This is a genomic window from Janthinobacterium sp., assembly GCF_031995485.1.
Lineage (GTDB): Bacteria > Pseudomonadota > Gammaproteobacteria > Burkholderiales > Burkholderiaceae_D > Janthinobacterium.
In genome coordinates, this window is record NZ_DAMAGB010000005.1 from 102,953 (window position 1) to 126,245 (window position 23,293).

The following is a 23,293-nucleotide window of genomic DNA, read 5'->3' on the forward strand; positions in this document are numbered from 1 at the left end:
CGATGCGGTCAGCAATCTGGTTGAGCCTTCAGGCCTTGCCAGTGTCAGCATTTTTGATCAGGGGTGCCAATTAGTTTTGCTCGCCGTCAGCGATAAGCGCGGCAGGCGCGCACGATTGAAAAGCATTGATGATTTGGCATTTTTTCAAGGTATGATTTGCAGCCATTTCCACCGGATTTTCGAGACCTTTCATGACTGCCCTGCATAAAACCTGTATCGCGGCCCTGCTGCTGTCGGCCATCGCCCCCTTGACCCATGCCGCCGAGCTTGATCTCAGCGATTGCGACGTCCTGACCGGCGGCAAGGCGGCAACCACCTACAAAAGCTGGCTGCAGACCAATGGCCGCGAAGCCGACGGCGGCGACCGCGAAGCGATCCGCAACCGCGCCGCCGTCGCCGGCAACGTACTGGCCTGCCACGAAGAAAAACTGACGGGCGACAGCGGCTGGGCCGTGATCGAGACCACCAGCAGCGGCAAGAACGCCGGCGACACGCAAAGCAAGCTGCCGCCCGGGATCGCCAATATCGAGAAGCATGCCGCTGCGTTCAAGAGCCTGAAGGACGCCGTGCGCTACAGCCACCAGGCCGGCGCCTTCGATCCGGGCTACAGGAGCATCTCGGCGCAGACCGTGGCACGCTATGCCAGCGCGCTGCCCGAGCTGCTCGAACAAGGCTATGAGGATGCGGCCGGCGCGTATGAATTCGACTGTGTTCTCAAGCGTGCATTCGGCAAGCGCGTCACGGCCGTCTCGTGCACGATCGACCGCACCACGCGCGCACAGCTGCTGCCGCTGGTGGCGCCCGCGCGGCGCCAGGCGCTCGATGCGCAAGGGCGTGCCTGGGCCGAGAAGGTGCCGGCCAAAGGCGCTTAATTGGTCAGCTGGTCGCCGTCCACGCGCGCCGCATCGGCCTTGACCAGCTGCGCCACCGCCCACTCGGCCAGGGCCGGCGTTTCCTGGCGCAGGAAGCGCCGGTTCGCCTCCCTGAACAGCGGCATCGCCTGCAACAGCGCCGGCACCTCGGCCAAGGCGATGCGCTGGCGCTCCAGCAGCAAAAATTTCAGCAGCACTTTCACCGCATTTTGCGCATTGCGCGCCGGTTCCGACGACAGGTAATCGAGGCGCGAAAAGGCGCGCTCCAGCGCGCCCTTTGCATCCGCAAACGGCCGGCCATGGCCTGGGATCACCACGCGTATGTCGAGCGTGGCGATCAGCGCCAGCGTGGCGCGCGCCTCGTCAAAACCGGACTCGCCTTCGAGCTCCGGAAAGATCACGCCAAAGCCGTTTTCCCACAGCGCGTCGGCCGACACCAGGATGCCCTCGTCGGCGCAGTAAAAGATCAATGAATGCGGATCGTGGCCCGGCGCGCCCAGTGCCTGCCAGCGCAGGCCGGCCAGCACAAGCTGGTCGCCGGGTGAGACGGTGGCGTCGAACGTAAAACGGTCGCACTGCTGGCCGGTGGCTTTGAAACTGAGCGCATCGACGTCCCAGTCGCGCACCTTGGCCGCTTCCGAAACAGGAATCGCCGTATGGCAGCCATATGCGGCCTGCAGCAGCGCGTTGCCGCCGCAATGGTCCGAATGCAGGTGGGTATTGAACAGGCGGTCCAGGGACCGCCCCTGCAGGCTGTGGCGCAGCAGCGCCAGCGTCTGCGGCGCATGGCTGACGTAGCCGCTGTCGATCAGGGCCACCTCGTCTTTCCCGTGCAGCACGATATTGTTCGACGACAGCCAGCCGCGTTCGAATACTTCGATGGAGTCCGGCAGCAGCGTCATGGCGTCCTCAGTAATCGGGCTCGAAATCGAGCAGCGACTCGCGGCCCGGCAATTGCGCCCAGACAGCACGCTTGAAATCGTCGTCGGCCTTGCCCCAGGCAATGATCTCGTCGAGCGTGCGCAAACAACCTTCGCACAGGCCGCTGTTGCGGTTCATCTTGCACAGGCTGACGCAAGGCGAAGGTACAGGCGAAGGCAAATCGGCGGAAACAACTGGCGGGGTAGCGACCATCGTGAAAGGCGTCTGAAAATATGGACATTCATTATGCCGCGAAACGCCCGCCTGGTGGGGTGGACGAAAAAATGCTGCCAGCATGGCAAGAGTGCACACTTTGTTTGCAGCGATTTCACATTCTGTAGGACAAGAACCCCGGTCAAAATCAGACGCGATGGACTTGACTCAGTTTGTTTCAGGCCTATACTACCATCCATACAGATGGCAAATGGATGCCACGTGGAGTCTACGGAGCGATATGGCCAAGCAAGACAGCAAGCCCAAAATTGGGGAATCGGAAAAAATTACCATCAATCTGGGCCTGATCGACCTGGGGCAGATTGATTTGCTGGTACAGGAGGGATTTTATTCGAACCGCACGGATCTGATCCGCACGGCGATACGCAACCAGCTGGGTACGCATGCCGAGGTGGTCAAGCAGACGGTGGCGCGGCGCAGCCTGGTACTGGGCATGCAGCATTATTCGCGCGCCGACCTCGAAGCGATCCAGGCAGCCGGACAGCGCCTGCAGATCCAGGTGCTCGGCATGGCCAGCATTGCCAGCGATGTATCGGTGGAACTGGCCTTGGCCACCATCGAATCGATTTTTGTATTAGGTGCCCTGCACGCCAGCACCGTCGTCAAGACGGCGCTGGCAGGGCGAATTCACTAGCGTGACGGTGGCGGCAGGATGCCGGACCAGTTGCGCAAACCATGCAACAGTTAAGGACTGCCATGAAACTACCGCACGACATGATGGCGCAGATGCGCGCCGCGACCAGCAAACTGATGGGCAGCAGCCCGCAGGCTGCCACCGAAGTGATCCAGAACGCGCTGTCGGCCGCCGGCCTGATGCCGGCCGCTGGCGCCGCAAGCGCCGCGGCGGCGCCGCAGCCGTCCGCCACGCCGCCGGCACGCCCCATGCACGATATCAATCCGCCGCCAGCGAACAGCCAGGCCAGAACCGCGCAGCCAGAGCCTGAGGTGAAACAAGCCCAGGCCCAGGCCACGCCGGTGCCGCCCTCGCCTGCGCAGGCGGCGCAGGAATTTGCCCAGGACTTCATGGCACGCCTCGGCGTGCCGGCCGGCCTGGGCCAGCACAGCTTCGACATGCCCAGTTTCGAGATGCCGAACTTCCAGCCCTCGGGCCTGCCCGGTTTCGGCGGCCCCGCCGCCGCGGCGACGCCCGTGCCGGAAGGCGCGCAGTTTATCGACGGCAGCTACCGCAACCATGCGGGCACGCGCTCCTACAAGCTGTATATCCCCAGCGGCTACCACGGCCAGGCCATGCCGCTGATCGTGATGCTGCACGGCTGCACGCAAAACCCCGACGATTTCGCCGCCGGCACGCAGATGAATGCGGTGGCCGAGGAAAAGCAGTGCTTCGTGGTCTATCCGGCGCAGACCCAGGGCGCCAACAGCTCGCGCTGCTGGAACTGGTTCAATGCGCTCGATCAGCAGCGCGACCAGGGCGAACCATCGCTGATCGCCGGCATCACGCAGCAGATCATCGAAGAATACCCGGTCAATGAACGCGAAGTATTCATCGCCGGCCTGTCGGCGGGCGGCGCCATGGCCGTCATCGTCGGCACGCTGTACCCGGAACTGTTTGCCGCTGTCGGTGTCCATTCCGGCCTGCCGTTCGCCTCGGCGCAGGATCTGCCATCGGCGCTGTCGGCCATGCGCGGCGGCGCCATGCCCAACCCCAAGCGCCAGGCGCCCGAAGGCGGCGTGCCCATCATCGTGTTCCACGGCGACCGCGACACCACCGTCAACCTGCGCAATGGCGAAGAAGTGATCGCGCAGGCCGTGCGCGGGCAGGACGCGAAAGCGGATTCCTTCGACGGCAGCGTGCCGAACGGCCACCGCTACACGCGCACCACGCACAGCCAGGCAGACGGCTCGCCGCTGGGCGAATACTGGGTGATCCACGGCGCCGGCCATGCCTGGTCGGGCGGCAGCGACAGCGGCAGCTATACCGACAACAAGGGGCCGGACGCCAGTCGCGAGATGATGCGCTTCTTTAAAACCGTCAGTTAGGCAATCAGGCGGTAAAGCGCGCGACTTGCCGCTGCTTGTCGGCGAGTTCGCGCACGCCGTCGGCATAGCGGCTGGAGATGGCCTGGAACTGGTCCTGGATGCGCAAAAAGGCGTCGACGATATCGGCGTCGAAATGCGTGCCGCGCCCGTCGGCTATGATACGCACCGCGTCTTCGTGGCGCATGCCGTCCTTGTAGATGCGGCAGCTGATCAGCGCGTCGTACACGTCGGCCAGCGCCATCAGGCGCGCCGAGATCGGGATCTGTTCGCCGGCCAGCCCTTGCGGATAGCCGGTGCCGTCCCATTTTTCATGGTGGCTGTAGGCGATCTCTTTCGCGTATTTCAAAAAATCGACTTCGATGCCCAGCTCGCGCTCGGCCGCCAGGATGGCGTCGCGGCCCAGCGTGGTGTGGGTCTTCATGATGGCCATTTCATGCGGCTCGAAGCGGCCCGGCTTGAGCAGGATATGGTCGGGGATGCCAACCTTGCCGATATCGTGCAGCGGCGCCGTCTTGAACAGCAGTTCGATATTCTTGTCGGTCAAAAAATCGCGGAAGCGCGGCAGGTGGCGCACCTGCTCGGCCAGCGCCTTCAGGTAATGCGAAGTGCGGCGGATATGGTTGCCCGTTTCGCTGTCGCGCGTCTCGGCCAGTGACGCCATGGCGTGGATGGTGACGTCCTGCAGGGCGGCCACTTCCTGCACCCGGCGTTCCACTTCGCTTTCCAGGTAGTGATTCTGGTCCCTTAAAAAATCCTGCATGCGCTTCATGCCCAGCTGCGTTTTGATGCGCGCCAGTACCAGCGGCGCCGAGATCGGCTTGGTGATGTAGTCGACAGCGCCCAGCGCCAGTCCCAGCTGCTCGTCGGCCACTTCGCTCATGGCGGTGACAAAGATCACGGGAATATTGGCGGTGGACGGATCGGCCTTCAGCGCGCGGCACACGTCGTAGCCGCTCATGCCCGGCATCATGATGTCGAGCAGGATCAGGTCGGGCTGGTCGCTGCCGGCGGCGATCTTCAGCGCACGCTCGCCATTGACGGCGATCTTGGTGCGGTAATCGTCTTCGAGCACCGCGCGCAGCAGGTCGATATTGTCCGGTGTGTCATCGACCACCAGGATAGTCGGCTTGGCATGCGGCGCCTTGGCCACTCGTTCGCTATTCATTTCTGTCCTTGTCACAGGGTGACTTCCAGCGCCTCGGCCACATCGGCCAGCTGCGCCAGCGCACCTTCAAAATCGTATTGTCCCAGCATGCGCTTCAACTGGCGCGCATGCTCGGCCTGGCCGGCCGCCACCAGCAGCGGGCCGATGCCGTCGAGGTGCTTGACGGCCTGCGCATCGTCCTGCTGCAGCAGCTGCGACAGTTCGCGCAGGCTGGCCGCCAGCTGCGCGCGGTCGACCGCAGCCACGGCCGCGCCTTGCGACGTGGCGGCCATCGCCGCGCGGCCCTGCATCGCCTGCGCGATCTTCGGCACCAGCTCGTCGAGCGCCTGCGTGCACGCTTCAAGCGCCTGCGGCAGGCCGTCGTGCGAGCCGAGGCTGAGCAAATGTTCGACGCGCGCCGCGCTGTCGGCCAGGCCGCCGGCGCCGATATTGCCGGCCAGCCCCTTCAGGGTATGGGCCTCGCGGATCGCCGTCGCCAGCTGGTTGTTGTCGATCGCGGTGGCGATGCGCAGCATGGCGTCGAACTGGGTTTCCACGAAACGGTCCAGCAATTTTCGCATCAAATTGACATTGCCGCCCACGCGGCGCAATGCCTCGCTCATTTTCAGGCCCGGCACCACCGGCAGTTGCTCTTCCGGTTGTGCCACGCTGACGGCCACGTCGTGCGGCGCGCTCGGGGCCACCCAGCGCGCCAGGGTGCCGAACAGCTGGGCCACGTCGATCGGCTTGGCGATGAAGTCGTTCATGCCGGCGTCCAGGCATTTCTCCTTGTCGCCGACCATCGCGTTGGCTGTCATGGCAATCACCGGCAAATTCGAATAGCGTGGATCCTGGCGCAGCTTGCGCGTGGCCTGGTAGCCGTCCATCACCGGCATCTGGCAATCCATCAGCACGCCGTCATAGGCGTTTTCCGCGATTTTCGCCAGTGCGATGGCGCCGTTGCCGGCGATGTCGACGCGGATGCCGGCGTCGCTGAGAATTTGCTGCGCCACCTCCTGGTTCACCTCATTGTCTTCCACCAGCAGCAGCCAGGCGCCGCGCAGGGCCCGTTCGTCCTCCTTGTAGCTGCTCTGGCGCAGTGTCTTGCGGCTTTGGCCGGTGACGCCGCCAAACACAAAGGCAATCTGGTCGAGCAGGGTCGAAGCGCTGACCGGTTTGTTCAGCACGCCGTCGAGCGGCAGCTCGCGCTGGCGCGCCGCCTCCAGCAGCGCTTCGCGGTGATACGCGGTAACCATGATGCAGGCTGGCGTGGCATCGATGCCATTGGCCTCGGCGCGGATGCCGGCCAGCGCATCGAGGCCGTTCATGCCCGGCATTTTCCAGTCCATCAGCACCAGGCCGAACGGACGGCCATCGAGCCGCGCCTGCGCCACCGCGCCGATCGCCAGCACGCCGCCGTTCACCGCCCGCGCCTCGAAGCCGAGCGCGATCAGCATGCCGACAAAGATCTCGCGCGCGCTGGGATTGTCATCCACCACCAGCACGCGCAGGCCGGCAAACTGCTGCGGCACGGTGAGATGATCGCGGCGCACGGCGGCCAGGCCAAAACGGGCCGTAAAGAAAAAGGTGCTGCCCACGCCCGCTTCGCTTTCCAGGCCGATCTCGCCTTCCATCATTTCCACCAGGCGCTTGCTGATGGTCAGGCCCAGGCCCGTGCCGCCATGGTGGCGCGTGGTCGAGGTGTCGGCCTGGGTAAATGCCTGGAACAATTTGCTGCGCTGGGGCGGCGTCAGGCCAATGCCGGTATCGCGCACGTCGACGCGCAGTACGGCCGCATGGCTCTCCAGTTGCAGCAGGCGGATGGTGACGACGATCTCGCCCCTGTCGGTAAATTTGATCGCGTTGTTGGTCAGATTGATCAGTACCTGGCCCAGGCGCAGCGGATCGCCCTGCAGCGCATTGGGCACGTCGGCGCCGACGTCGAACAGCAGTTCCAGGCCCTTGTCCTGGGCCCGCATCACCGACAGATCCGCGATCTGCGCCAGCACGTCTTCAAGGTAAAAATCGACTTTTTCAAACGTCATCTTGCCCGCTTCGATTTTGGAAAAGTCGAGGATGTCGTCGATAATGGCCAGCAGGTTCTTCGAGGCCGATTCGACCTTGTCGAGGTAGTTGCGCTGGGTCGGCGTCAGCTCCGTCTGCAAGGCGAGATGGGTCATGCCGATAATGCCGTTCATCGGCGTGCGGATCTCGTGCGACATATTGGCGAGAAAGTCGGACTTCATCTTGGTGGCGTCTTCGGCCACCTCCACCGCGTGGCGCAGGTCCTGCTCCACCGCCAGGCTGGTGCTCATGTTTTTCAGCGCCTGCATCAGTTCGCCCGTCTCGTCGCGCGAGTCGACGTCGATCACGGAACTCAGGTCGCCATTGGCCACGCGCGTGGCGATCGCCACCGCCTGCCCCAGCGGACGCGTGATCGAGCGGGCCGACCAGGCAAACGCCAGCCCCACCAGCAGCGCCGCCAGGCCGATGCCGCCCATCAGCAGCAAGGACGTGTCGATATCGCTGCGGATGCGCGCCGCGCTGTCGCTGATCTGCTGCTGCTGCAGCGCGTCGAGCTGGCCCACGTACTGCAGCACCTGCTCCAGCACCGGCAGCGCCGCCGTTTGCAGCGTCACCTCGGCGCCGGCATAATCGCCGCGCCCCACCTGCGCAAAAATCTGTTTGAGGGCGACAAAATAGGCGGCGCGCGCAGTGCGGATCTGCTCGAGCAGGCGCCGTTCCGCGGGCCGCGCATCGAGGCTTTCGAGGATGCGCATCTGGCCATCGACGCCCTGCTTGATCGCTTCGAGGCGGGCCTGGTTTTCCTGGCGCAGCGCGTCGCTTTGCAAAATCGGCAGGCTGACGATGCGCGTGGCCGCCTCGCGCGCCATCGCGTGGATCTTGCTGGTGGCCTTGGCGGCGACCCAGTCGCGCTGCAAGATATCGTCGGTCTCGGCGCGGATCGCATAGATGCGGCTGCCTGACAGCACGATTACGACCAGCATCAGCACAATCAGGATGGCGTAGCCCGCATTGATGCGCACGCCGATGCGGATATCCCTGAAACGCATTTTTATTTCCTTACGGTAACTTCCAAAAAACGAAGTCTGACCGGCTTGCCCCGCCCCGTGCAAGGTCAAATGTAAAGAAAACCGGTAGTGACCCGCTTATTTCGATGGCGTGCCAGATGCCGGCGGCACGGCCAGGCCGGCGATATGCACCTGCAGGCAGGCCGGGCACCAGCAGCCGGTGGCGATGGCGGTGACAGTACCGGGCACCGGCACCGCCGGTGGCAAGGCCATGCACCAGCACGCGGCACCCGCTTCGGAGTCGAGCTGGCCGCAGGTAAAATCGGCGCCACAAAGCGTACACTGGCTCATGATCGATATTTAATGTGCAACTGTGTCACACGACGATGCAAGGCGCGACGCAGATGTAACTGGCAGTAAAAAGGCTGGTTGGCATGCATAACGGACCAGACTATCGGATCACCAGGGAAAATACAACAGGATCGTCCTATAATGCCTCCAAGATTTTCGTCTTCCCTGTAAAATCCCCCCTATCTATTTTCCGGACTCGCCATGAATCAACTAGCTAAATTGAACCTGGACATGAATGACGACTTGACGGCCGTATCGCCGCAAATCAAGGCGCAGATTCTGGCCGAGGCCCTGCCCTACATCCGCAATTTCCACGGCAAGACCATCGTCATCAAATACGGTGGCAACGCGATGACCGACGAGCGCCTCAAGCACGGCTTCGCGCGCGACGTCATCCTGCTCAAGCTGGTCGGCATGAACCCTGTCGTGGTGCACGGCGGCGGACCGCAGATCGACAATGCGCTGAAAAAAATCGGCAAGCAAGGCACCTTCGTGCAGGGCATGCGCATCACCGACGAAGAAACCATGGAAGTGGTGGAGTGGGTGCTGGGCGGCGAAGTGCAGCAGGATATCGTCATGCTGATCAACCACTACGGCGGCCAGGCTGTCGGCCTGACTGGCAAGGATGGCGGCTTGATCCGCGCTCGCCGCATGCAGATGCCTGACCGCGAAAAACCGGGCGAGTTCCTCGACATCGGTTTCGTCGGCGAGATCGACGCCATCAATCCGGCCGTGGTCAAGGCGCTGCAGGACGATGCCTTCATTCCGATCATCTCGCCGATCGGCTTCGGCCAGGACGGCCAGGCCTACAACATCAACGCCGATGTGGTGGCCGGCAAGATCGCGGAAATCCTGAAAGCGGAAAAGCTGATCATGATGACCAATATCGCCGGCGTGCAGGACAAGCAGGGCAACCTGGTGACCGACCTGTCGGCGCGCGAGATCGACGAGATGTTCGCCGACGGCACGATTTCGGGCGGCATGCTGCCAAAAATCTCGTCCGCGCTCGACGCTGCCAAGTCCGGCGTGAACACGGTGCACATCATCGATGGCCGCATCGAACACTCTTTGTTGCTGGAAGTGTTGACCGAGCAGGCTTTTGGTACTATGATCCGTTCGCACTAAACATTTCGCAACCCATCGCGAACAGCACGGCGGCGCACTCACCTGGCGCCGCTTTCAATTTTGCCCTTGTAGCTCAGTGGTAGAGCACTCCCTTGGTAAGGGAGAGGCCACGTGTTCGATCCACGTCAAGGGCACCAGTATCTTCGATCTGTATCTGAAAAATGTCCATGGCGGCGTTGCCTTTCCTCGCCGTACATTCGTACTGTCTTCGTCAAGGCGCCTGGCCCTGAACATTTTTCATCTACTCTGCCGTCATCTCCTCATCGTTCAAAACCGTCCATGACTGCCTTGCCTCGCCTCGCCGTACATGCGTACTGTCTTCGGCTCGGCGCCTGGTCCTGAACGGTTTTCCATCTACTCTGCCGCGTGTGCTGTGCGGCATAGCTGGTGTCAGCTTATTTCTCGGTTGTTCAATAGATGCGCTCTACTTTCAAACCTTTCTTGCGCAAGAGGTCGGGGACGCTTTGGCTGCCGACCAGGTGCAGAACGCCGATGGCGGCGAGGCTGGTTTTCTCCTGCTTGAGCAGTTTGGCGATGCCGTCGGCGAGGTGCGGGTTGCGGCCATCGAGCAGGACTTTCTGCATGAACTGGGCGGCGTACGAGGGGTCGGTGGCGGCCTTGGCGGCCAGGCGCTCGAAGGCGGCGGCGTCGGCGGTGCGCCAGGCGTTGGCGATTTCGCGCGCTTCTTCTTTCTGCTCCTGGTCCTCGATCGATTCCACGCTGTCTTCCAGGAAGCGGCATTGATCGGCCGGCGTCATGGAAGCGAACAGCGCCAGCTGGCTTTCCATCGATTCAAGCTCCACCACCGGGATCAGGCGCTGTTTCGCCTGCTGCGACAGATAGGTGTCGACCGCCAGGTCCGGCCGGTAGCCGAGCGTGGAAAATTCGCCGATCGCCAGCACGCTGGCCAGCATCCACGGCTTCATCGGCGCCACGGCTTCCGCCGGAATGCCGTATTTCTGCAACAGCGGCGACACGCGCGGCGCCAGCGTCTGGCGGCAGTCGGCGGGGGCGCTGCCGCCCGGCGCATCCATGCCGTATTTGATCACGGCGCGCGCCGCCGCGCGCGGGTCGCCGGCCGGGTCGATCTCGAGCGCCAGCGCGCCAGCCTCGTGCAGCGCGCGCGTGACGGTCGGTTCGAGCGGATAAAAGTCGGGCGCGCCGACGTGGATGGTGCCGAACAAATACAGCGTGTTGTTCTTGTCCTGCACCTTGAACAGCGCACCGCGCTTGACGGCCGCAGGCGGCGCTTCGGCAAAGGCTGCCGGAAGAGGCAGCAAGAATAATCCGCAGAACATCACTATAATCTGGCGTCGCATGGTTTTCCTGATCGTTAAATTTTCACTATGATTGCTGAACACTCTCGTGCCTGTGCCCTATCCTGACCGCGCGTCACCCGTCTGGCTGTTCGACCTCGACAACACCCTGCACAATGCCTCGCACGCCATTTTCCCGCTGATCACCGCCAACATGAACACCTATATTGCGCGCGTGCTGGGCGACGGCGTGACGCCGGCCGATGACGCCATCGTCAACGCGGCACGCGCGGCATACTGGCGCCGCTATGGCGCCACCTTGCTGGGCATGGTCAAGCATCACCAGGTGCCGGCCGCGCATTTTCTCAGCGAGACGCATGCCTTTGCGGATTTGCCGTCGATGATACGCGCTGAACGGGGACTTGGGGTCTTGCTGCGGCGCCTGCCTGGCCGTAAAATTTTGCTGACCAATGCGCCGCTGCGCTATTCGAGCGACGTGATGCGCCACCTGCGGCTGCGCCGGCACTTCGACCAGCACGTGGCGATCGAGTCCATGCATGTGCACCGCCAGCTGCGGCCCAAGCCATCGACGCTGATGCTGCGCAAATTGATGCGCAAATACCATCTGCGGCCAGACCGTTGTATTTTGGTTGAAGACACGCTGGCCAATCTGAAGGGCGCAAAAAAGGTCGGCCTGCGCACGGCGTGGGTCACGCAATACCTGAAAATGGCCGATCCGATCGGCATGGCGCGGCTGCCCAAAGCGTTAAATCGCCCCGCTTACGTCGATGTCAAAGTAAAATCTGTCCGGCATTTGGCACGCCGCCTTCATCGCCTGCGCTGAAGGGGACCTTCTGCGCCGTCCGGCTGATCCCGGATGGCGGACCGCTAGCGGCGGTTTCGAACTCCCCTCAAGGCAGCATTTTTTTTAACTATAAGAGAAAACATGGCAAGCACACCGCCGGGCCAACGCAGGCTACAAATTCTTCAGGCCCTCGCCGCAATGCTGGAGCAGCCGAAAGGCGAAAAGATCACCACGGCCGCACTGGCCGCCAGGCTGGCCGTCTCCGAAGCGGCGCTGTACCGCCATTTCGCCAGCAAGGCGCAGATGTTCGAAGGGCTGATCGAATTCATCGAGTCGAGCGTCTTCGGCCTGATCAACCAGATTACGGAAAAGCACAGCGACGGCCTGTCGCAAACGCGCGACATGGTCGGCATGCTGCTCAATTTCGCCATCAGCAATCCGGGCATGACGCGCGTGCTGATCGGCGACGCGCTGGTCAATGAAGACGAACGCCTGCAAGTGCGCATGAACCAGTTCTACGACCGCGTGGAACTGGCGCTCAAGCAGGCCTTGCGCGTGGCCGTCTCCGAAGGCCACGGCAAGGAAAACGAAGTGGCGGCGCGCGCCACGCTGCTGGTCAGCTTCGTGATCGGCCGCTGGCACCGCTACGCCAAAAGCGGCTTCAAGATCAATCCGTCCCAGGAAGCGGCGCTGCAGATCGCCATGCTGCTGGGCTGATCGATCGCGGGTTTTCCATGAGTGCCGACTGCTACGCCCTGCTGGACGACGCCAGCCCCCCCGGCGCCGGCTCGCGCCTCTACACGGGCCTGGCGGCCGTGCTGCGCTGTGACAAGGGTAGCGAGTGGCCGGCACTGCTGGAGAGCCTGCAAGCGGCGTTACAACGCGGCCTGCATGCCGTCACCGTCTGCAGCTACGAACTGGGCGCGCATCTGCTGGCAATGCCGCCGCGCGCGGCAGGCGAGCATGCGCCGCCGCTGGCGCAGGTGCTGCTGTTCCAGCACTGCCGGCATGTATCGCAGGACGAGGTGGCGCAATGGCTGCAGGCACAGGCCGTGGCCAGCGCCGGCCCGGCCGGCATCGCCGATATCAGCGCCAGTCTCGGCCAGGCGCAGTTCACGCAAGCCCTGGACCGCATCCACCACTATATCGCCGCCGGCGACACCTACCAGGTCAACTACACCTACCGCCTGCGCTTCGAGGCGTTCGGCGCGCCGGCGGCGCTGTATGCGCGCCTGCGCGCGCGCCAGCCGGTGCCGTATGGCGCGCTGCTGATGCTGCCCGATGGCGGCGCCCTGCTGTCGCTGTCGCCCGAGCTGTTCGTGCGCCATGCGCAAGGCGAACTGCTGGCGCGGCCGATGAAGGGCACGGCGCCGGCCGCAGCGGCAGACCAGGATGAAGAAAACGCGCGGCGCGCACTGGCGCTGTCGCAGGACCCGAAGAACCGCGCCGAAAACCTGATGATCGTCGACCTGCTGCGCAACGATATCGGCCGCATCGCCGCCACCGGCTCGGTGCAGGTGCCGGCGCTGTTCGAAGTGAAACGCTACAGCAGCGTGCTGCAGATGACTTCCACCGTGCAAGCAAGACTGCGCGCTGACGCCACGCTGGCCGACATCTTCCAGGCGCTGTATCCGTGCGGCTCGATCACGGGCGCGCCCAAGCGGCGCACCATGGAAATCATCGCCGAGCTGGAACCCGATCCGCGCGGCGTGTACACCGGCGCGATCGGCTGGTTCGATCCGCCGGTCGCTGGCTCCGCTCACGGCGTGGGCGACTTCTGCATGTCCGTGCCGATCCGCACGCTGGCCTTGCAGCCTCTTGACGCCACCACTGGCACCCGCCGCGGTGAGCTGGGCGTGGGCGCCGGCATCGTGCATGACAGCGTGGCCGATGAGGAATACGCGGAATGCCGGCTCAAGGCGCGCTTCCTGACCGGTTTGACGAACGACTTTGACCTGTTCGAGACGCTGCATGCGAGCCGCATCGACGGCTGCCGCCAGCAGCAGCGCCACCTGGCGCGGCTGGCCGCTTCGGCCGCGTATTTCGGCTTCGCGTGGAACGAGGACGCAGCCCTCGCCGCGCTGCAGGCAGCCTGCAGCGCGCGCAGCGACGATCTCCCGTTCCGCCTGCGCCTGGCCCTGCGCCAGGATGGCGTGTTCAGCGTGCAGAGCGGCGCGCTGGCGCCGCTGCCGGCTACCGTCACGGTGATGCTGGCGCCCGAGGCAACCGATAGCAGTAATTTGTTCCTGCGCCACAAGAGCAGCGTGCGCCACCGTTACGACGACGCCTGGCGCGCCGCCGAAGCACAGGGCTGCTTCGACATGCTGTTCTTTAACGAACGAGGCGAGCTGACCGAGGGCGGGCGCAGCAATGTATTTGTCCGGCTGGACGGGCGCTGGCATACGCCGCCGCTCAGTTGTGGCCTGCTGCCGGGCGTGCAGCGCGCCGCCATGTTGGCCGATCCGGCGTGGAATGCGCAGGAAACCGTGATCACGCGCGCCATGCTGGCCAGCGCCGAGCAGATCGTGGTCTGCAATGCGCTGCGCGGGGCGGTAGTGGCGCAGCTGGCTTAAAGGTCTATCTTCATCTCGTAACCGCCGTAGATCATGCGCTTGCCATCGAACGGCAGCCGGTCCGGATCCATGTTGTCCTTCATGCGCGGATCTTTCATGACCTTGTCGTTGATCTCGTCGCGCCGGGCGCGCGATTCGTAGACGATCCAGGAAAAGATCACCACTTCGCCGTCCTGCAGGTCGACCGCCTGCGGGAACGAGGTCCACTTGCCCGGCTTGACATCGTCGGCCACGCACTCGCGGTATTCCAGCGCACCATGGTCGCGCCAGATGGCACCGCAGGAACGCGACATGGCCAGGTAATCTTCGAGCCGGTCCCTGGGTACCGGCACCACGAATCCATCGACATACGCCATGATGTTCTCCTTGTCAGCAGTTGTAGACAACTCCAGCAGACAGCTTAGGACAGCGATGGCAGGAGAACAAGCACGGCACTGTAAAAAAGGCTATGTCACCGACAGATGGGGGAATATACCCAAGGTGGCCCTGAGCAAGCTTTCGGGCGACAAAATCCTCCTGGCATCGAGTATCCAGCGCCAACCGAGATAGTTGGGCAGATAGCGTGTCGCCACGCCGTGAAACGGGCGCAGCCATTGCCGCAAACGGCTGTGGTAGGCGTTGACGTTGTGCACGTGGATCGCGCTCCGCACGCAGACGCTGGCGCGCCGGACGCGTCAGGTGCCGCGACCCTTTCTGCGATTCCAGCACATACATCTCGTCGGCTTCGGCAATGCCGTGCAGACGGTGTGGCCGGTCGGCCTTGGCCAGCGACAGAAAACGATGGCGCCAGCGAAAGCTGGTGTTGCGATGAATCCGAATCTGCTGGGCAGCCTTGCGCACGGAAAACGAGTTCAGCATGCAGCCGGCATAGGCCAGCCAGCGTTCCTTGTGGCGCAGGTGCGCCAGCGGCGTGCCGCTCAAGGCGTTGAAGGTTTTGCCGCAGGGGACGCAACGATAGCGTTGCAACTGGTTGGCATGGCCATGCCGGTGAAAATGTGTCGAACTGCAAGCTGGACACTGCAAGTGCGCCTGTGCCGCTTGTTCGATCACGGTGATGCCTGTGTTGCGCGATGGATCGTCGCGCAACAAGCCGATACTGATCAGGCGCTGACGCTGTGACAGTTGTGTAAACTGCCTGTGAAATACATGCCATTGGGAAGCGTCCATTACACTCTCCTGAAAGGAAATAACTGATTCGTTAGACCTCAGCAATTCCAGCACGTTCCCACGTATTACGATGACATAGCCATAAAAAAAGCCGGCTTGCAAGCCGGCTTTCATTTACATCGCCAGCGCCTTTTCGACGGCGCCGACCAGTTTCTTGTCCTCCGGCGTAACCTTGCTGGGGAAGCTTTCCACGACCTTGCCGTTGCGGTCGATCAGGTACTTGTGAAAATTCCAGGCTGGCGTCTTGCCGGTCTGCCTGATCAGGTCCGCGTAGAACGGATTCGGCGTCGAGCCGGACACCACCGACTTGGCAAACATCGGGAATTTGACGCCGTAGGTGTTGTAGCACAGGTCGGCGATATCCTTGCTGTTGCCCGGTTCCTGGTTGCCGAAGTCGTTCGACGGAAAGCCCAGCACCACCAGGCCCTTGCTGCCGTATTTGGCGTACAGCGCTTCGAGGCCTTCATACTGCTTGGTAAAGCCGCAGTAGCTGGCCGTATTGACCACCAGCACCACCTTGCCCGCGTACTGGCACAGGTTCTGCGGCGCTTCGTCCTGCAGGCGGTTGAAGGTCTGCTTGAGGATGGCCGGGCAGGCGACCGGTGCGGCGGCGGCAGGAGCGGCGGCGGCGGCCACCGCAGGCTGGGCGGCAAAGGCAGGCAGGCCCGCGCACAGGGCGGTTAACGCAAACAGCGGGGCTAGGATCTTGGACATGCGGGCACCATGAAAAATAGGGAAAAAAGCATTCTATGCCAATCCTTGCACGCGCGTACGGGACGCCGGCGCAACTGAAGCAGTTGAGCGGTATCAAGCCCGCAGCACTACTTGCCCAGCGCACAGTTTTTTTACCTATGCTCGCCCTACCCGCGCTTACAAGGAAACGCCATGCCGCACTTTTGCCGTACTATCCTGCTGGCCGCCGGCCTGCTGCTTGCATCGCACGCCCGAGCCGTCACGACCAGCGTCAAGCCGCCTGCGCCGAAAAGCGAGGCGGACGCCCTGCCCGCGCTGCAGGTCGACCTGCGCCAGACCACCGTGTCCGGCCTGTCGTCGGGCGGCTATATGGCGGCGCAGTTTGCCGTCGCCTATTCGGCCACCGTCAGCGGCGCCGGCATTGTCGCGGGCGGGCCGTATTACTGCGCCAGCCAGCCGGGCCGCTTTCCGTTTATCGCCTACCTGAACAATGCCCTGACCACCTGCATGAACCCCGGCGACGCCCAGGTTCCCCCGCCGGACGCGGCCGGCCTGCTGCGCGCGGCCAACGACTTTGCGCGCGACAAGCTGATCGACGATACCGCCAACCTGCAGCGCCAGCGCATCTACCTGTTCAGCGGCACGCGCGACCAGACCGTGACGCGGCCGGTGGTGGAGCAGGTGGCCAGGTTCTACCAGCTGGCCGGCACGCCGGCCGCGCAGATCCGCTTTGCCGACACGGTGGCCGCCGGCCACGCCATCCTGACCGACAGCCTGCAGGACGCACCCTGCGACAGCACGCAGCCGCCCTTCATCAACAACTGCGGTTTTGTGCAGGCGCGCGAGATCCTGCAGCACCTGTATCCCGACCTGCAGCCGACTTCCGGCACCCTGAAAGGCAAGCTGATCGCCTTCAACCAGCGCGGCTTTATCAAGAGCTCGTATTCAAGCATGGGCAATACGGGCTATGCATATGTGCCCGCCGCCTGCAACAGCGAGAGCTGCCGCGTGCACGTGGTGTTCCATGGCTGCCTGCAAACCACGCAGGCCATCGGCGACAAGTTCTATACGCGCACCGGCTACAACCAGGTGGCCGACGCCAACAAGATCGTGGTGCTGTATCCGCAGGTGGAACCGAGCCCGATCTACCCGTACAACCCGAAAGGCTGCTGGGACTTCTGGGGCTATACCAGCATCAATCCTTATGTCCCGGAGTTTTACCGCAAGAGCGGCACGCAGATGGAGGCGGTCAAAAACATGCTGGACCGGCTGGCTGCGCGCCGCGGCGCGCACTAGGCTTTACTGGACCTTGTAGGAAGACAGTTTCGGATCCGGTTCCGGATAGCTCAATTTCATCGCCTGCAGCGTTTCGAGCAGCAGGGATGCCACCACCAGGTTGCGCTGGGTCTTGGAATTGGCCGGCACCACGTACCAGGGCGCATGGTCGGCGTCGGTCTCGCGTATCGCCGTCTGGTAGGCGCGCTGGTAGTCGTCCCATTTCTTGCGCTGGGCGATATCGTTCGGATCAAACTTCCACTGGCGGTCGGGATCGTCGAGCCGCTCCTGCAGGCGGCCGCGCTGTTCGTCCCTGGAGATATGCAAAAAGATCTTCAGGATCACGGTACCCGTTTCGCTCAGCATGCGCTCGAAGTCGCGGATCTGCGCATAGCGGCGCTGGCATTCGGGCTTGTCGATCATGCCCTGCACGCGCGTGATCAGCACGTCTTCATAATGGCTGCGGTTGAAGATGGCGATCTCGCCTTTCACCGGCACATGCTGATGCACGCGCCACAGGTAGTCGTGCGCCAGTTCGATATCGGTCGGGCCCTTGAAGGCCACGGCGCGGATGCCCATCGGGTTGATATTGCTGAAGATGGCTTTCACAGTGCCATCCTTGCCCGAGGTGTCCATGCCCTGCAGGACCAGCAGCACCTTCTGCTTGCGCTGCGCGTACAGCATGCTCTGGCACTCGGCAATCTGCGCCGTGAGCGCCACGGTTTCCTCGCGGTCCAGCGCCTTGCACTGGGCCGGCGTCAGCTTCTTGTTGGCGGACTTGGTGGCGGCGCCCAGCAGGCGCTTGCCGGCGAAATCCTCGTCCAGGTCGAAGCCTGTGCCGGCGCGGAACTGCTTGCGCGCCTTCATGCCGCCACCGCCAGCTTGCGGTGCTCGATTTTCGTGCAGTGATCCATCACCACCTCCAGCCCGCCGGCGCGCGCGATGCCGGCCGCGTCCTCGTTGACCACATCGAGCTGCAGCCACAGGCAGCCGGCCTTGATGGCGACCGCTTCTTCGGCGATGGGAACGATGTCGTCGGACTTGCGGAAGCAGTCGACGATATCGATGCGTGCCGGCGCGACGGCGGCAGCCGCTTCAGTCAAGGTAGAAAACGCGCGCTGGCCCAGCACCTCCTGGCCGGCCAGCGCCGGATTGACGGGCACGACCCGGTAGCCGTTCGCGATCAGGTAGTCGGCCACCTGGTGGCTGGCGCGTTCGGGCTTGTCGGACAGGCCGACGATGGCGATGATACGGGCATCCTGGAGGATGCGGGCGATAGTGGATGTGGTGGGCATGTTCTGGGCTTCGGCAGGCGTGCGAGATTGCCCGCCTAGCGTAGCAGATTCAGGCCGGCGCGGTAGCCAGCCTGAAGTCCTGGTCCTGCCTTATTTGCGGATGGCCGCCATCTGCGCCACGAACTCGCGCGCGCGGCTGGTGACAGCCGCATAATCGCCCTTGGCGCCCGGGCCGCTCAGGCTGCTGCCGATGCCCACGGCGATGGCGCCGCTGGCAAACCATTCGCCCAGGTTTTCCACCGTCACGCCGCCGGTCGGCATCAAGGGGGCCTGCGGCAACGGCGCGCGCAGGGCCTTGATATACGATGGGCCGAACATCTCGGCCGGGAATACCTTGACGATATCGGCGCCGGCCTGCAGGGCAGTGACGATTTCGGTCGGCGTCATGGCGCCCGGCATGGCCAGCACCTGGTAGCGCTGGCAGACGGCGATGGTCTCGACATTGACGCCCGGCGAAATGATGAACTGCGCGCCGGCCAGAATCGCCGCGCGCGCCGTTTCAGGATCGAGCACCGTGCCGGCACCGAGCAGCACATCCTTGCCGTGACGCTCGCGCAGGGTGCGCAGCACGCCCAGCGTGTCGGGCGTGGTGAACGCCACTTCCAGCGCGGTCACGCCGCCGGCGATGCACGCCTCGGCGATTTGCACCGCCGCCTCGGGCGAGTCGGCGCGCACGATGCCCACCATGCCGCGTTCGAGAATGCCCTGAAAAACTGTTTGCTTCAACATGCTGTTGCTCCTGATCGGTTGGTCAAACTGGTAATGCATTGAAACGCACTTCAGGCAAGCCGCGCACGCCGTCAAACCGTGCATGGAACAGGCCACCGGCCTGCGGCTCGGCCGCCAGTTGTTCCGGCGTCAGGTTTTCCTGCGCCGTGGTGATGAATACGTCGTTGCAAGCGGGGCCGCCCACGCTCACGCAGCTCGGCTGCGAGACAGGCAACGTCACCTGCTGGTCGATGCTGCCGTCCGGCGCAAAGCGCAGCACGCGCGAAGCGCCCCACTGCGCGCTCCACAGATAGCCATCGGCGTCGATGGTGGCGCCATCGGGTGCACCGGGGTCGCCGGACAGATGCGCAAACACCCTGATCTTGTCCGCGTCGCCGCCAAGGTAATCGTCCCAGCGCCAGATCACGCCCTTGATCGAGTCGCAAAAATACATGGCCGCGCCATCGACGCTGAAGCAGATGCTGTTCGAGATCGCCACGTTGGGCAGCGGCAGGCGCTCCAGCGTCAGATCCAGATTGAGGCGGTAGAAACTGCCGATCGCATCGCGGCATGGGCGCTCGTCGAGCGTGCCGAACACGAAGCGGCCCTGGCGGTCGCAGCGGCCATCGTTCAGGCGCGTCATCGGCAGCTCGTCTTCCACCACATGCAGGGTGGTGACGGCGCCGCTGCGCAGGTCATACCAGGCCAGGCGCGAGGCCAGTCCCAGCAGCAGCACATGGTCGTCGTGCGTCAGCGCAAAGCAGGCCAGGCGCTCGGGCATGACCCAGGTTTCGCGCACGCCGGTGGCCAGCGTCAGCGCATGCAGCTTGCAGCCTTCGATATTGGTCCAGAACACGCGCCCGCTGCGCTCGCACCAGCGCACGCCTTCGCCCAGGAAATCCTGGGAGTCGACCAGTAATTGTGCTTTTGTCTCCATCTTTTTTTCCTTTTTTATTTCAGCGGCAAAGACACGTAGGTCGGGTTAGCCGGCACGGCGTAACCCGACATGTTGCGCCGGCTGAATGTCGGCTTACGCTGCACCAAGCCGACCTGCGGTCTTAATGCGACTCGCGCGGCACGGCCGACCCACGGCAACCGACCAGGAAGTCCAGGTCCGCGCCTTCATCGGCCTGCGTCACGTGCTTGATGTACATCGACTGGTAGCCGCCACGCATGGTCGGCGCCGGTGGCGTCCATTCGGCGCGGCGGCGCGCCAGCTCTTCGTCGGACACTTCCAGGTGCAGGCGGCGGCCATGCACGTCGAGTTCAATCATGTCGCCATCGCGCACCAGCGCCAGCGGGCCGCCGGCGGCCGCTTCCGGCGCCACGTGCAGCACCACGGTGCCGTACGCCGTGCCGCTCATGCGCGCGTCCGAGATGCGCACCATGTCGCGCACCCCCAGCTCCAGCAGTTTTTTCGGCAGGCCCATGTTGCCCACTTCGGCCATGCCCGGATAGCCTTGCGGGCCGCAGTTCTGCAGCACCATGATACAGCTGGCGTCGATATCGAGATCGGGATCGTCGACGCGCTCCTTGTAGTGCTCGATGCTGTTGAAGACCACGGCGCGGCCACGGTGCTGCATCAGTTCCGGCGAGGCGGCCGATGGCTTGATGACGGCGCCGCGCGGCGACAGGTTGCCGTGCAATACAGCGATGCCGCCTTCGTCCTTGAACGGCTGCGCCAGCGGCGTGATGACTTCAGGGTTGAAGTTTTCCGCTTCGGCCACGTTGACGGCCATGGTGGCGCCGGTCACCGTCAGGGCTTCGCCATGCAGCTTGCCCAGCAGGTCGCGGATGATGACGGGCAGGCCGCCCGCATAATAAAAATCTTCCATCAGGTACTGGCCCGACGGCATCAGGTTCAGCAGGCACGGAATGTCGCGGCCCAGGCGGTCCCAGTCGGCCAGGCGCATGTCGACGCCGATGCGGCCGGCAATCGCCAGCAGGTGGATCACGGCGTTGGTCGAGCCGCCGATGGCGCCGTTGACCATGATGGCGTTTTCAAACGCTTCGCGCGTCAGGATCTTCGACAGCTTCAGGTCTTCGTTGACCATGTCGACGATGCGGCGGCCCGTCAGCTGCGCCTGCAGCTTGCGGCGCGAATCGACGGCCGGAATGGCCGCATTGCCAGGCAGGGTCACGCCCAGCGATTCAACCATGCTGGCCATGGTCGATGCGGTGCCCATGGTCATGCAGTGGCCGGTCGAGCGCGACATGCAGGACTCGGCCTGCTTGAATTCGGCCGATGTCATGCGCCCTGCGCGCACGTCTTCGGAGAATTTCCACACGTCGGTGCCGGAGCCGATCGGCTTGCCGCGGTAGTTACCGTTCAGCATCGGGCCGCCGGACAGCACGATGGTCGGCAGGTCGACGCTGGCCGCGCCCATCAGGAGGGCGGGGGTGGTCTTGTCGCAGCCGGTCAGCAGCACCACGCCGTCAATCGGATTGGCGCGGATCGATTCCTCGACGTCCATGCTGGCCAGGTTGCGGAACAACATGGCGGTCGGACGCAGGTTCGTTTCGCCCAGCGACATCACCGGGAATTCGACCGGGAAGCCGCCCGCTTCGAGTACGCCGCGCTTGACCATCTCGGCCAGGTCGCGGAAATGGCCATTGCACGGCGTCAGTTCCGACCACGTATTGCAGATACCGATCACCGGACGGCCATCGAAGGCATCGCTCGGGTAACCCTGGTTCTTCATCCAGCTACGGTGAATGAAGCTGTCTTTGTCATCGCCACCAAACCATGATTGCGAGCGTAATACTCGTTTGTTCTTCAGCTCGCTCACGCGGCCTCCTGCTGTGAAATCAAGCCGCGCGCAGCGGCAATTAAAAGGGCACCATGGCCCGCCATATTGGCTTGCTGTCCATCGTCGACGACGATGCGCTTGCCGTAAAAAAATCCGTGTTCTTCGATCAAAAGGGCCAGCGCCTGGCGCAGCATGGCCTTGCCGGTGATGACCAGCGTGGTATCTGGCCGCATCTGCACGGCGCTGCTGTTGCGCAGCGCCAGCAGGTCGCCACTGAGGACGGCGCCCATCAGGAAATTGGCCCGCTCGTTGCGCTCGACGGCGCCGAACTGGCCCAGGGTGCGCACGCCGAAGCAGGCGCGCGCCAGTCCCGTTTTCTGCGCGGCGGCGGCGCCGGCCAGCAGCATTTTCGGCACCAGGGACTCGGCAAATTCGCCGTCGACCGACTGGCGTATCAGGGTATGCTGCGAGATCGCCTGCAGCAGTTCGCCGGCGATCGTGGTTGCGCAGCCGAGGATGCGGCGCTGCTCGTCCACGCTCACCAGCTTGGTGTGCGAGCCCGGCATGATCAGCGTGGCCGCGCCCTGCAGCTGCAGGCGGTCGAGCAGGCTGATGACTTCCGTTTCTTCGCCGCGCATCATGTCCATCGCTTCGACATTGTGCAGGCCAATCGCGCCATGCTGGTTGCGCACGCCCGGGATCAGCCACAGGGGCAGGTCCAGCACGTCGGGCAGGTCCACCGCCTGCATGCCCTTGGCCAGCTGCGCCAGGCCCGCCGGCGCCGGCAGGTGCGGCACTTCCTGCACTCCCATCGGCGAGGTGATCATGCCCGAGGCGACCACCAGTTTCAGGTCGTTTTGCGTCAGCGATGCTTGCGCCAGCACGGCGGCGATGCTGTCGCGCAGCGCCTGTTTCAGCGCGCCGTTGTGGCCATCGATGGCCGTATTGCGCACGCCGATTTCCTGCGCGGCCTGCGCGATCACGCGTCCGTTCTGCCACAACAGGGTGCGCGTATTGGTGGTGCCGGCATCGATGGTAATTATATTCATGGCATGTGTCGCAGCGTCGGTGAGAAAGAGGGGCGAAAAACT

The 23,293-nt window shown here is 63.7% G+C and carries 23 protein-coding genes, 1 tRNA gene and 1 pseudogene; 9 read left to right on the plus strand and 16 right to left on the minus strand.

Features of this window, described 5'->3' with window-relative positions:
• Positions 1–70 precede the first annotated feature (70 nt).
• Positions 71–193 (minus strand): hypothetical protein, encoded by a 123-nt coding sequence (locus RTQ46_RS05545; RefSeq protein WP_312435128.1) that lies wholly within the window; start codon positions 191–193, stop codon positions 71–73.
• On the opposite strand from RTQ46_RS05545, the gene RTQ46_RS05550 reads away from it, so the two are divergent.
• Positions 192–872, plus strand: coding sequence for a hypothetical protein (locus RTQ46_RS05550; RefSeq protein WP_312435130.1), 681 nt, complete (start codon positions 192–194; stop codon positions 870–872). The two genes, RTQ46_RS05545 and RTQ46_RS05550, sit on opposite strands and share 2 nt — an antisense overlap.
• On the opposite strand, the gene RTQ46_RS05555 is transcribed toward RTQ46_RS05550, so the two are convergent.
• On the minus strand, positions 869–1,774 hold the full coding sequence (locus tag RTQ46_RS05555) for an MBL fold metallo-hydrolase (RefSeq protein WP_312435131.1): 906 nt from the start codon (positions 1,772–1,774) through the stop codon (positions 869–871). The genes RTQ46_RS05550 and RTQ46_RS05555 overlap by 4 nt on opposite strands.
• A 7-nt stretch (positions 1,775–1,781) precedes the next feature.
• Entirely contained in the window at positions 1,782–1,931 is a 150-nt protein-coding gene (locus tag RTQ46_RS05560; RefSeq protein ID WP_312435132.1) for a DUF1289 domain-containing protein, read from the minus strand.
• A 316-nt stretch (positions 1,932–2,247) separates the two neighbouring features.
• On the opposite strand from RTQ46_RS05560, the gene RTQ46_RS05565 reads away from it, so the two are divergent.
• On the plus strand, positions 2,248–2,661 hold the full coding sequence (locus RTQ46_RS05565; protein ID WP_312435133.1) for a CopG family transcriptional regulator: 414 nt from the start codon (positions 2,248–2,250) through the stop codon (positions 2,659–2,661).
• Positions 2,662–2,723: 62 nt separating this feature from the next.
• The gene (locus RTQ46_RS05570; RefSeq protein WP_312435134.1) at positions 2,724–4,028 is read left to right on the plus strand and encodes a PHB depolymerase family esterase; all 1,305 of its coding nucleotides are present in this window, start codon (positions 2,724–2,726) and stop codon (positions 4,026–4,028) included.
• A 4-nt stretch (positions 4,029–4,032) separates the two neighbouring features.
• Here the strand turns inward: RTQ46_RS05570 and RTQ46_RS05575 are convergent, their stop codons facing one another.
• From RTQ46_RS05575 to RTQ46_RS05585, 3 genes are all read right to left on the minus strand, one after another.
• On the minus strand, positions 4,033–5,193 hold the full coding sequence (locus RTQ46_RS05575; RefSeq protein ID WP_312435135.1) for a two-component system response regulator: 1,161 nt from the start codon (positions 5,191–5,193) through the stop codon (positions 4,033–4,035).
• 11 nt (positions 5,194–5,204) lie between these two features.
• Positions 5,205–8,246 carry a response regulator gene (locus RTQ46_RS05580; protein ID WP_312435136.1) on the minus strand — a complete coding sequence of 1,014 codons (3,042 nt, stop codon included), beginning with the start codon at positions 8,244–8,246 and terminating at the stop codon, positions 5,205–5,207.
• Between the two features lie 96 nt (positions 8,247–8,342).
• A complete protein-coding gene (locus RTQ46_RS05585) occupies positions 8,343–8,555 on the minus strand; it encodes a cysteine-rich CWC family protein (RefSeq protein WP_312435137.1) in 213 nt (70 codons plus the stop codon).
• Positions 8,556–8,786: 231 nt separating this feature from the next.
• On the opposite strand from RTQ46_RS05585, the gene argB reads away from it, so the two are divergent.
• Positions 8,787–9,680, plus strand: coding sequence for an acetylglutamate kinase (gene argB / locus RTQ46_RS05590; protein ID WP_065307827.1), 894 nt, complete (start codon positions 8,787–8,789; stop codon positions 9,678–9,680).
• Positions 9,681–9,742: 62 nt separating this feature from the next.
• Positions 9,743–9,817, plus strand: a tRNA-Thr gene (locus RTQ46_RS05595).
• A 273-nt stretch (positions 9,818–10,090) separates the two neighbouring features.
• On the opposite strand, the gene RTQ46_RS05600 is transcribed toward RTQ46_RS05595, so the two are convergent.
• A complete protein-coding gene (locus RTQ46_RS05600; RefSeq protein ID WP_312435138.1) occupies positions 10,091–10,960 on the minus strand; it encodes a TraB/GumN family protein in 870 nt (289 codons plus the stop codon).
• Positions 10,961–11,045: 85 nt separating this feature from the next.
• Here RTQ46_RS05600 and RTQ46_RS05605 point away from each other — a divergent pair, with 85 nt between their 5' ends.
• The 3 genes from RTQ46_RS05605 to pabB all read left to right on the plus strand — a co-directional run bounded on the left by RTQ46_RS05605 (position 11,046) and on the right by pabB (position 14,314).
• Positions 11,046–11,780 (plus strand): HAD-IA family hydrolase, encoded by a 735-nt coding sequence (locus RTQ46_RS05605; protein WP_312435139.1) that lies wholly within the window; start codon positions 11,046–11,048, stop codon positions 11,778–11,780.
• Between the two features lie 102 nt (positions 11,781–11,882).
• On the plus strand, positions 11,883–12,458 hold the full coding sequence (slmA, locus tag RTQ46_RS05610; protein ID WP_312435140.1) for a nucleoid occlusion factor SlmA: 576 nt from the start codon (positions 11,883–11,885) through the stop codon (positions 12,456–12,458).
• Between the two features lie 17 nt (positions 12,459–12,475).
• Positions 12,476–14,314: an aminodeoxychorismate synthase component I gene (gene pabB, locus RTQ46_RS05615; protein WP_312435142.1), complete on the plus strand. Its 1,839-nt coding sequence runs from the start codon at positions 12,476–12,478 to the stop codon at positions 14,312–14,314.
• Here pabB and RTQ46_RS05620 read toward each other — a convergent pair.
• From RTQ46_RS05620 to RTQ46_RS05630, 3 genes and pseudogenes are all read right to left on the minus strand, one after another.
• A complete protein-coding gene (locus tag RTQ46_RS05620) occupies positions 14,311–14,670 on the minus strand; it encodes a DUF1428 domain-containing protein (protein WP_312435143.1) in 360 nt (119 codons plus the stop codon). The genes pabB and RTQ46_RS05620 overlap by 4 nt on opposite strands.
• A 90-nt stretch (positions 14,671–14,760) precedes the next feature.
• Positions 14,761–15,481, minus strand: a pseudogene (locus RTQ46_RS05625) (hypothetical protein).
• A 114-nt stretch (positions 15,482–15,595) separates the two neighbouring features.
• Positions 15,596–16,195 (minus strand): glutathione peroxidase, encoded by a 600-nt coding sequence (locus RTQ46_RS05630; RefSeq protein WP_312435145.1) that lies wholly within the window; start codon positions 16,193–16,195, stop codon positions 15,596–15,598.
• Positions 16,196–16,366: 171 nt separating this feature from the next.
• Between RTQ46_RS05630 and RTQ46_RS05635 the strand changes: the two genes are divergently transcribed.
• Positions 16,367–17,470 (plus strand): poly(3-hydroxybutyrate) depolymerase, encoded by a 1,104-nt coding sequence (locus tag RTQ46_RS05635; protein ID WP_312435146.1) that lies wholly within the window; start codon positions 16,367–16,369, stop codon positions 17,468–17,470.
• A 3-nt stretch (positions 17,471–17,473) separates the two neighbouring features.
• Here RTQ46_RS05635 and RTQ46_RS05640 read toward each other — a convergent pair whose 3' ends face one another.
• The 6 genes from RTQ46_RS05640 to RTQ46_RS05665 all read right to left on the minus strand — a co-directional run bounded on the left by RTQ46_RS05640 (position 17,474) and on the right by RTQ46_RS05665 (position 23,251).
• Positions 17,474–18,316 carry a PPK2 family polyphosphate kinase gene (locus tag RTQ46_RS05640; RefSeq protein ID WP_312435147.1) on the minus strand — a complete coding sequence of 281 codons (843 nt, stop codon included), beginning with the start codon at positions 18,314–18,316 and terminating at the stop codon, positions 17,474–17,476.
• Positions 18,313–18,744, minus strand: coding sequence for a CoA-binding protein (locus RTQ46_RS05645; protein WP_312435148.1), 432 nt, complete (start codon positions 18,742–18,744; stop codon positions 18,313–18,315). The genes RTQ46_RS05640 and RTQ46_RS05645 overlap by 4 nt, the downstream gene beginning before the upstream one ends.
• Positions 18,745–18,834: 90 nt before the next feature.
• Positions 18,835–19,473: a bifunctional 2-keto-4-hydroxyglutarate aldolase/2-keto-3-deoxy-6-phosphogluconate aldolase gene (locus RTQ46_RS05650; RefSeq protein WP_312435149.1), complete on the minus strand. Its 639-nt coding sequence runs from the start codon at positions 19,471–19,473 to the stop codon at positions 18,835–18,837.
• 22 nt (positions 19,474–19,495) lie between these two features.
• Positions 19,496–20,389, minus strand: a complete 894-nt coding sequence (locus tag RTQ46_RS05655) for an SMP-30/gluconolactonase/LRE family protein (protein ID WP_312435150.1) — start codon at positions 20,387–20,389, stop codon at positions 19,496–19,498.
• 121 nt (positions 20,390–20,510) lie between these two features.
• Entirely contained in the window at positions 20,511–22,241 is a 1,731-nt protein-coding gene (gene araD, locus RTQ46_RS05660) for an L-arabinonate dehydratase (RefSeq protein ID WP_312435151.1), read from the minus strand.
• Positions 22,238–23,251 (minus strand): 2-dehydro-3-deoxygalactonokinase, encoded by a 1,014-nt coding sequence (locus RTQ46_RS05665; protein ID WP_312435153.1) that lies wholly within the window; start codon positions 23,249–23,251, stop codon positions 22,238–22,240. Before RTQ46_RS05665 ends, araD begins: the two co-directional genes overlap by 4 nt.
• Positions 23,252–23,293 lie beyond the last annotated feature (42 nt).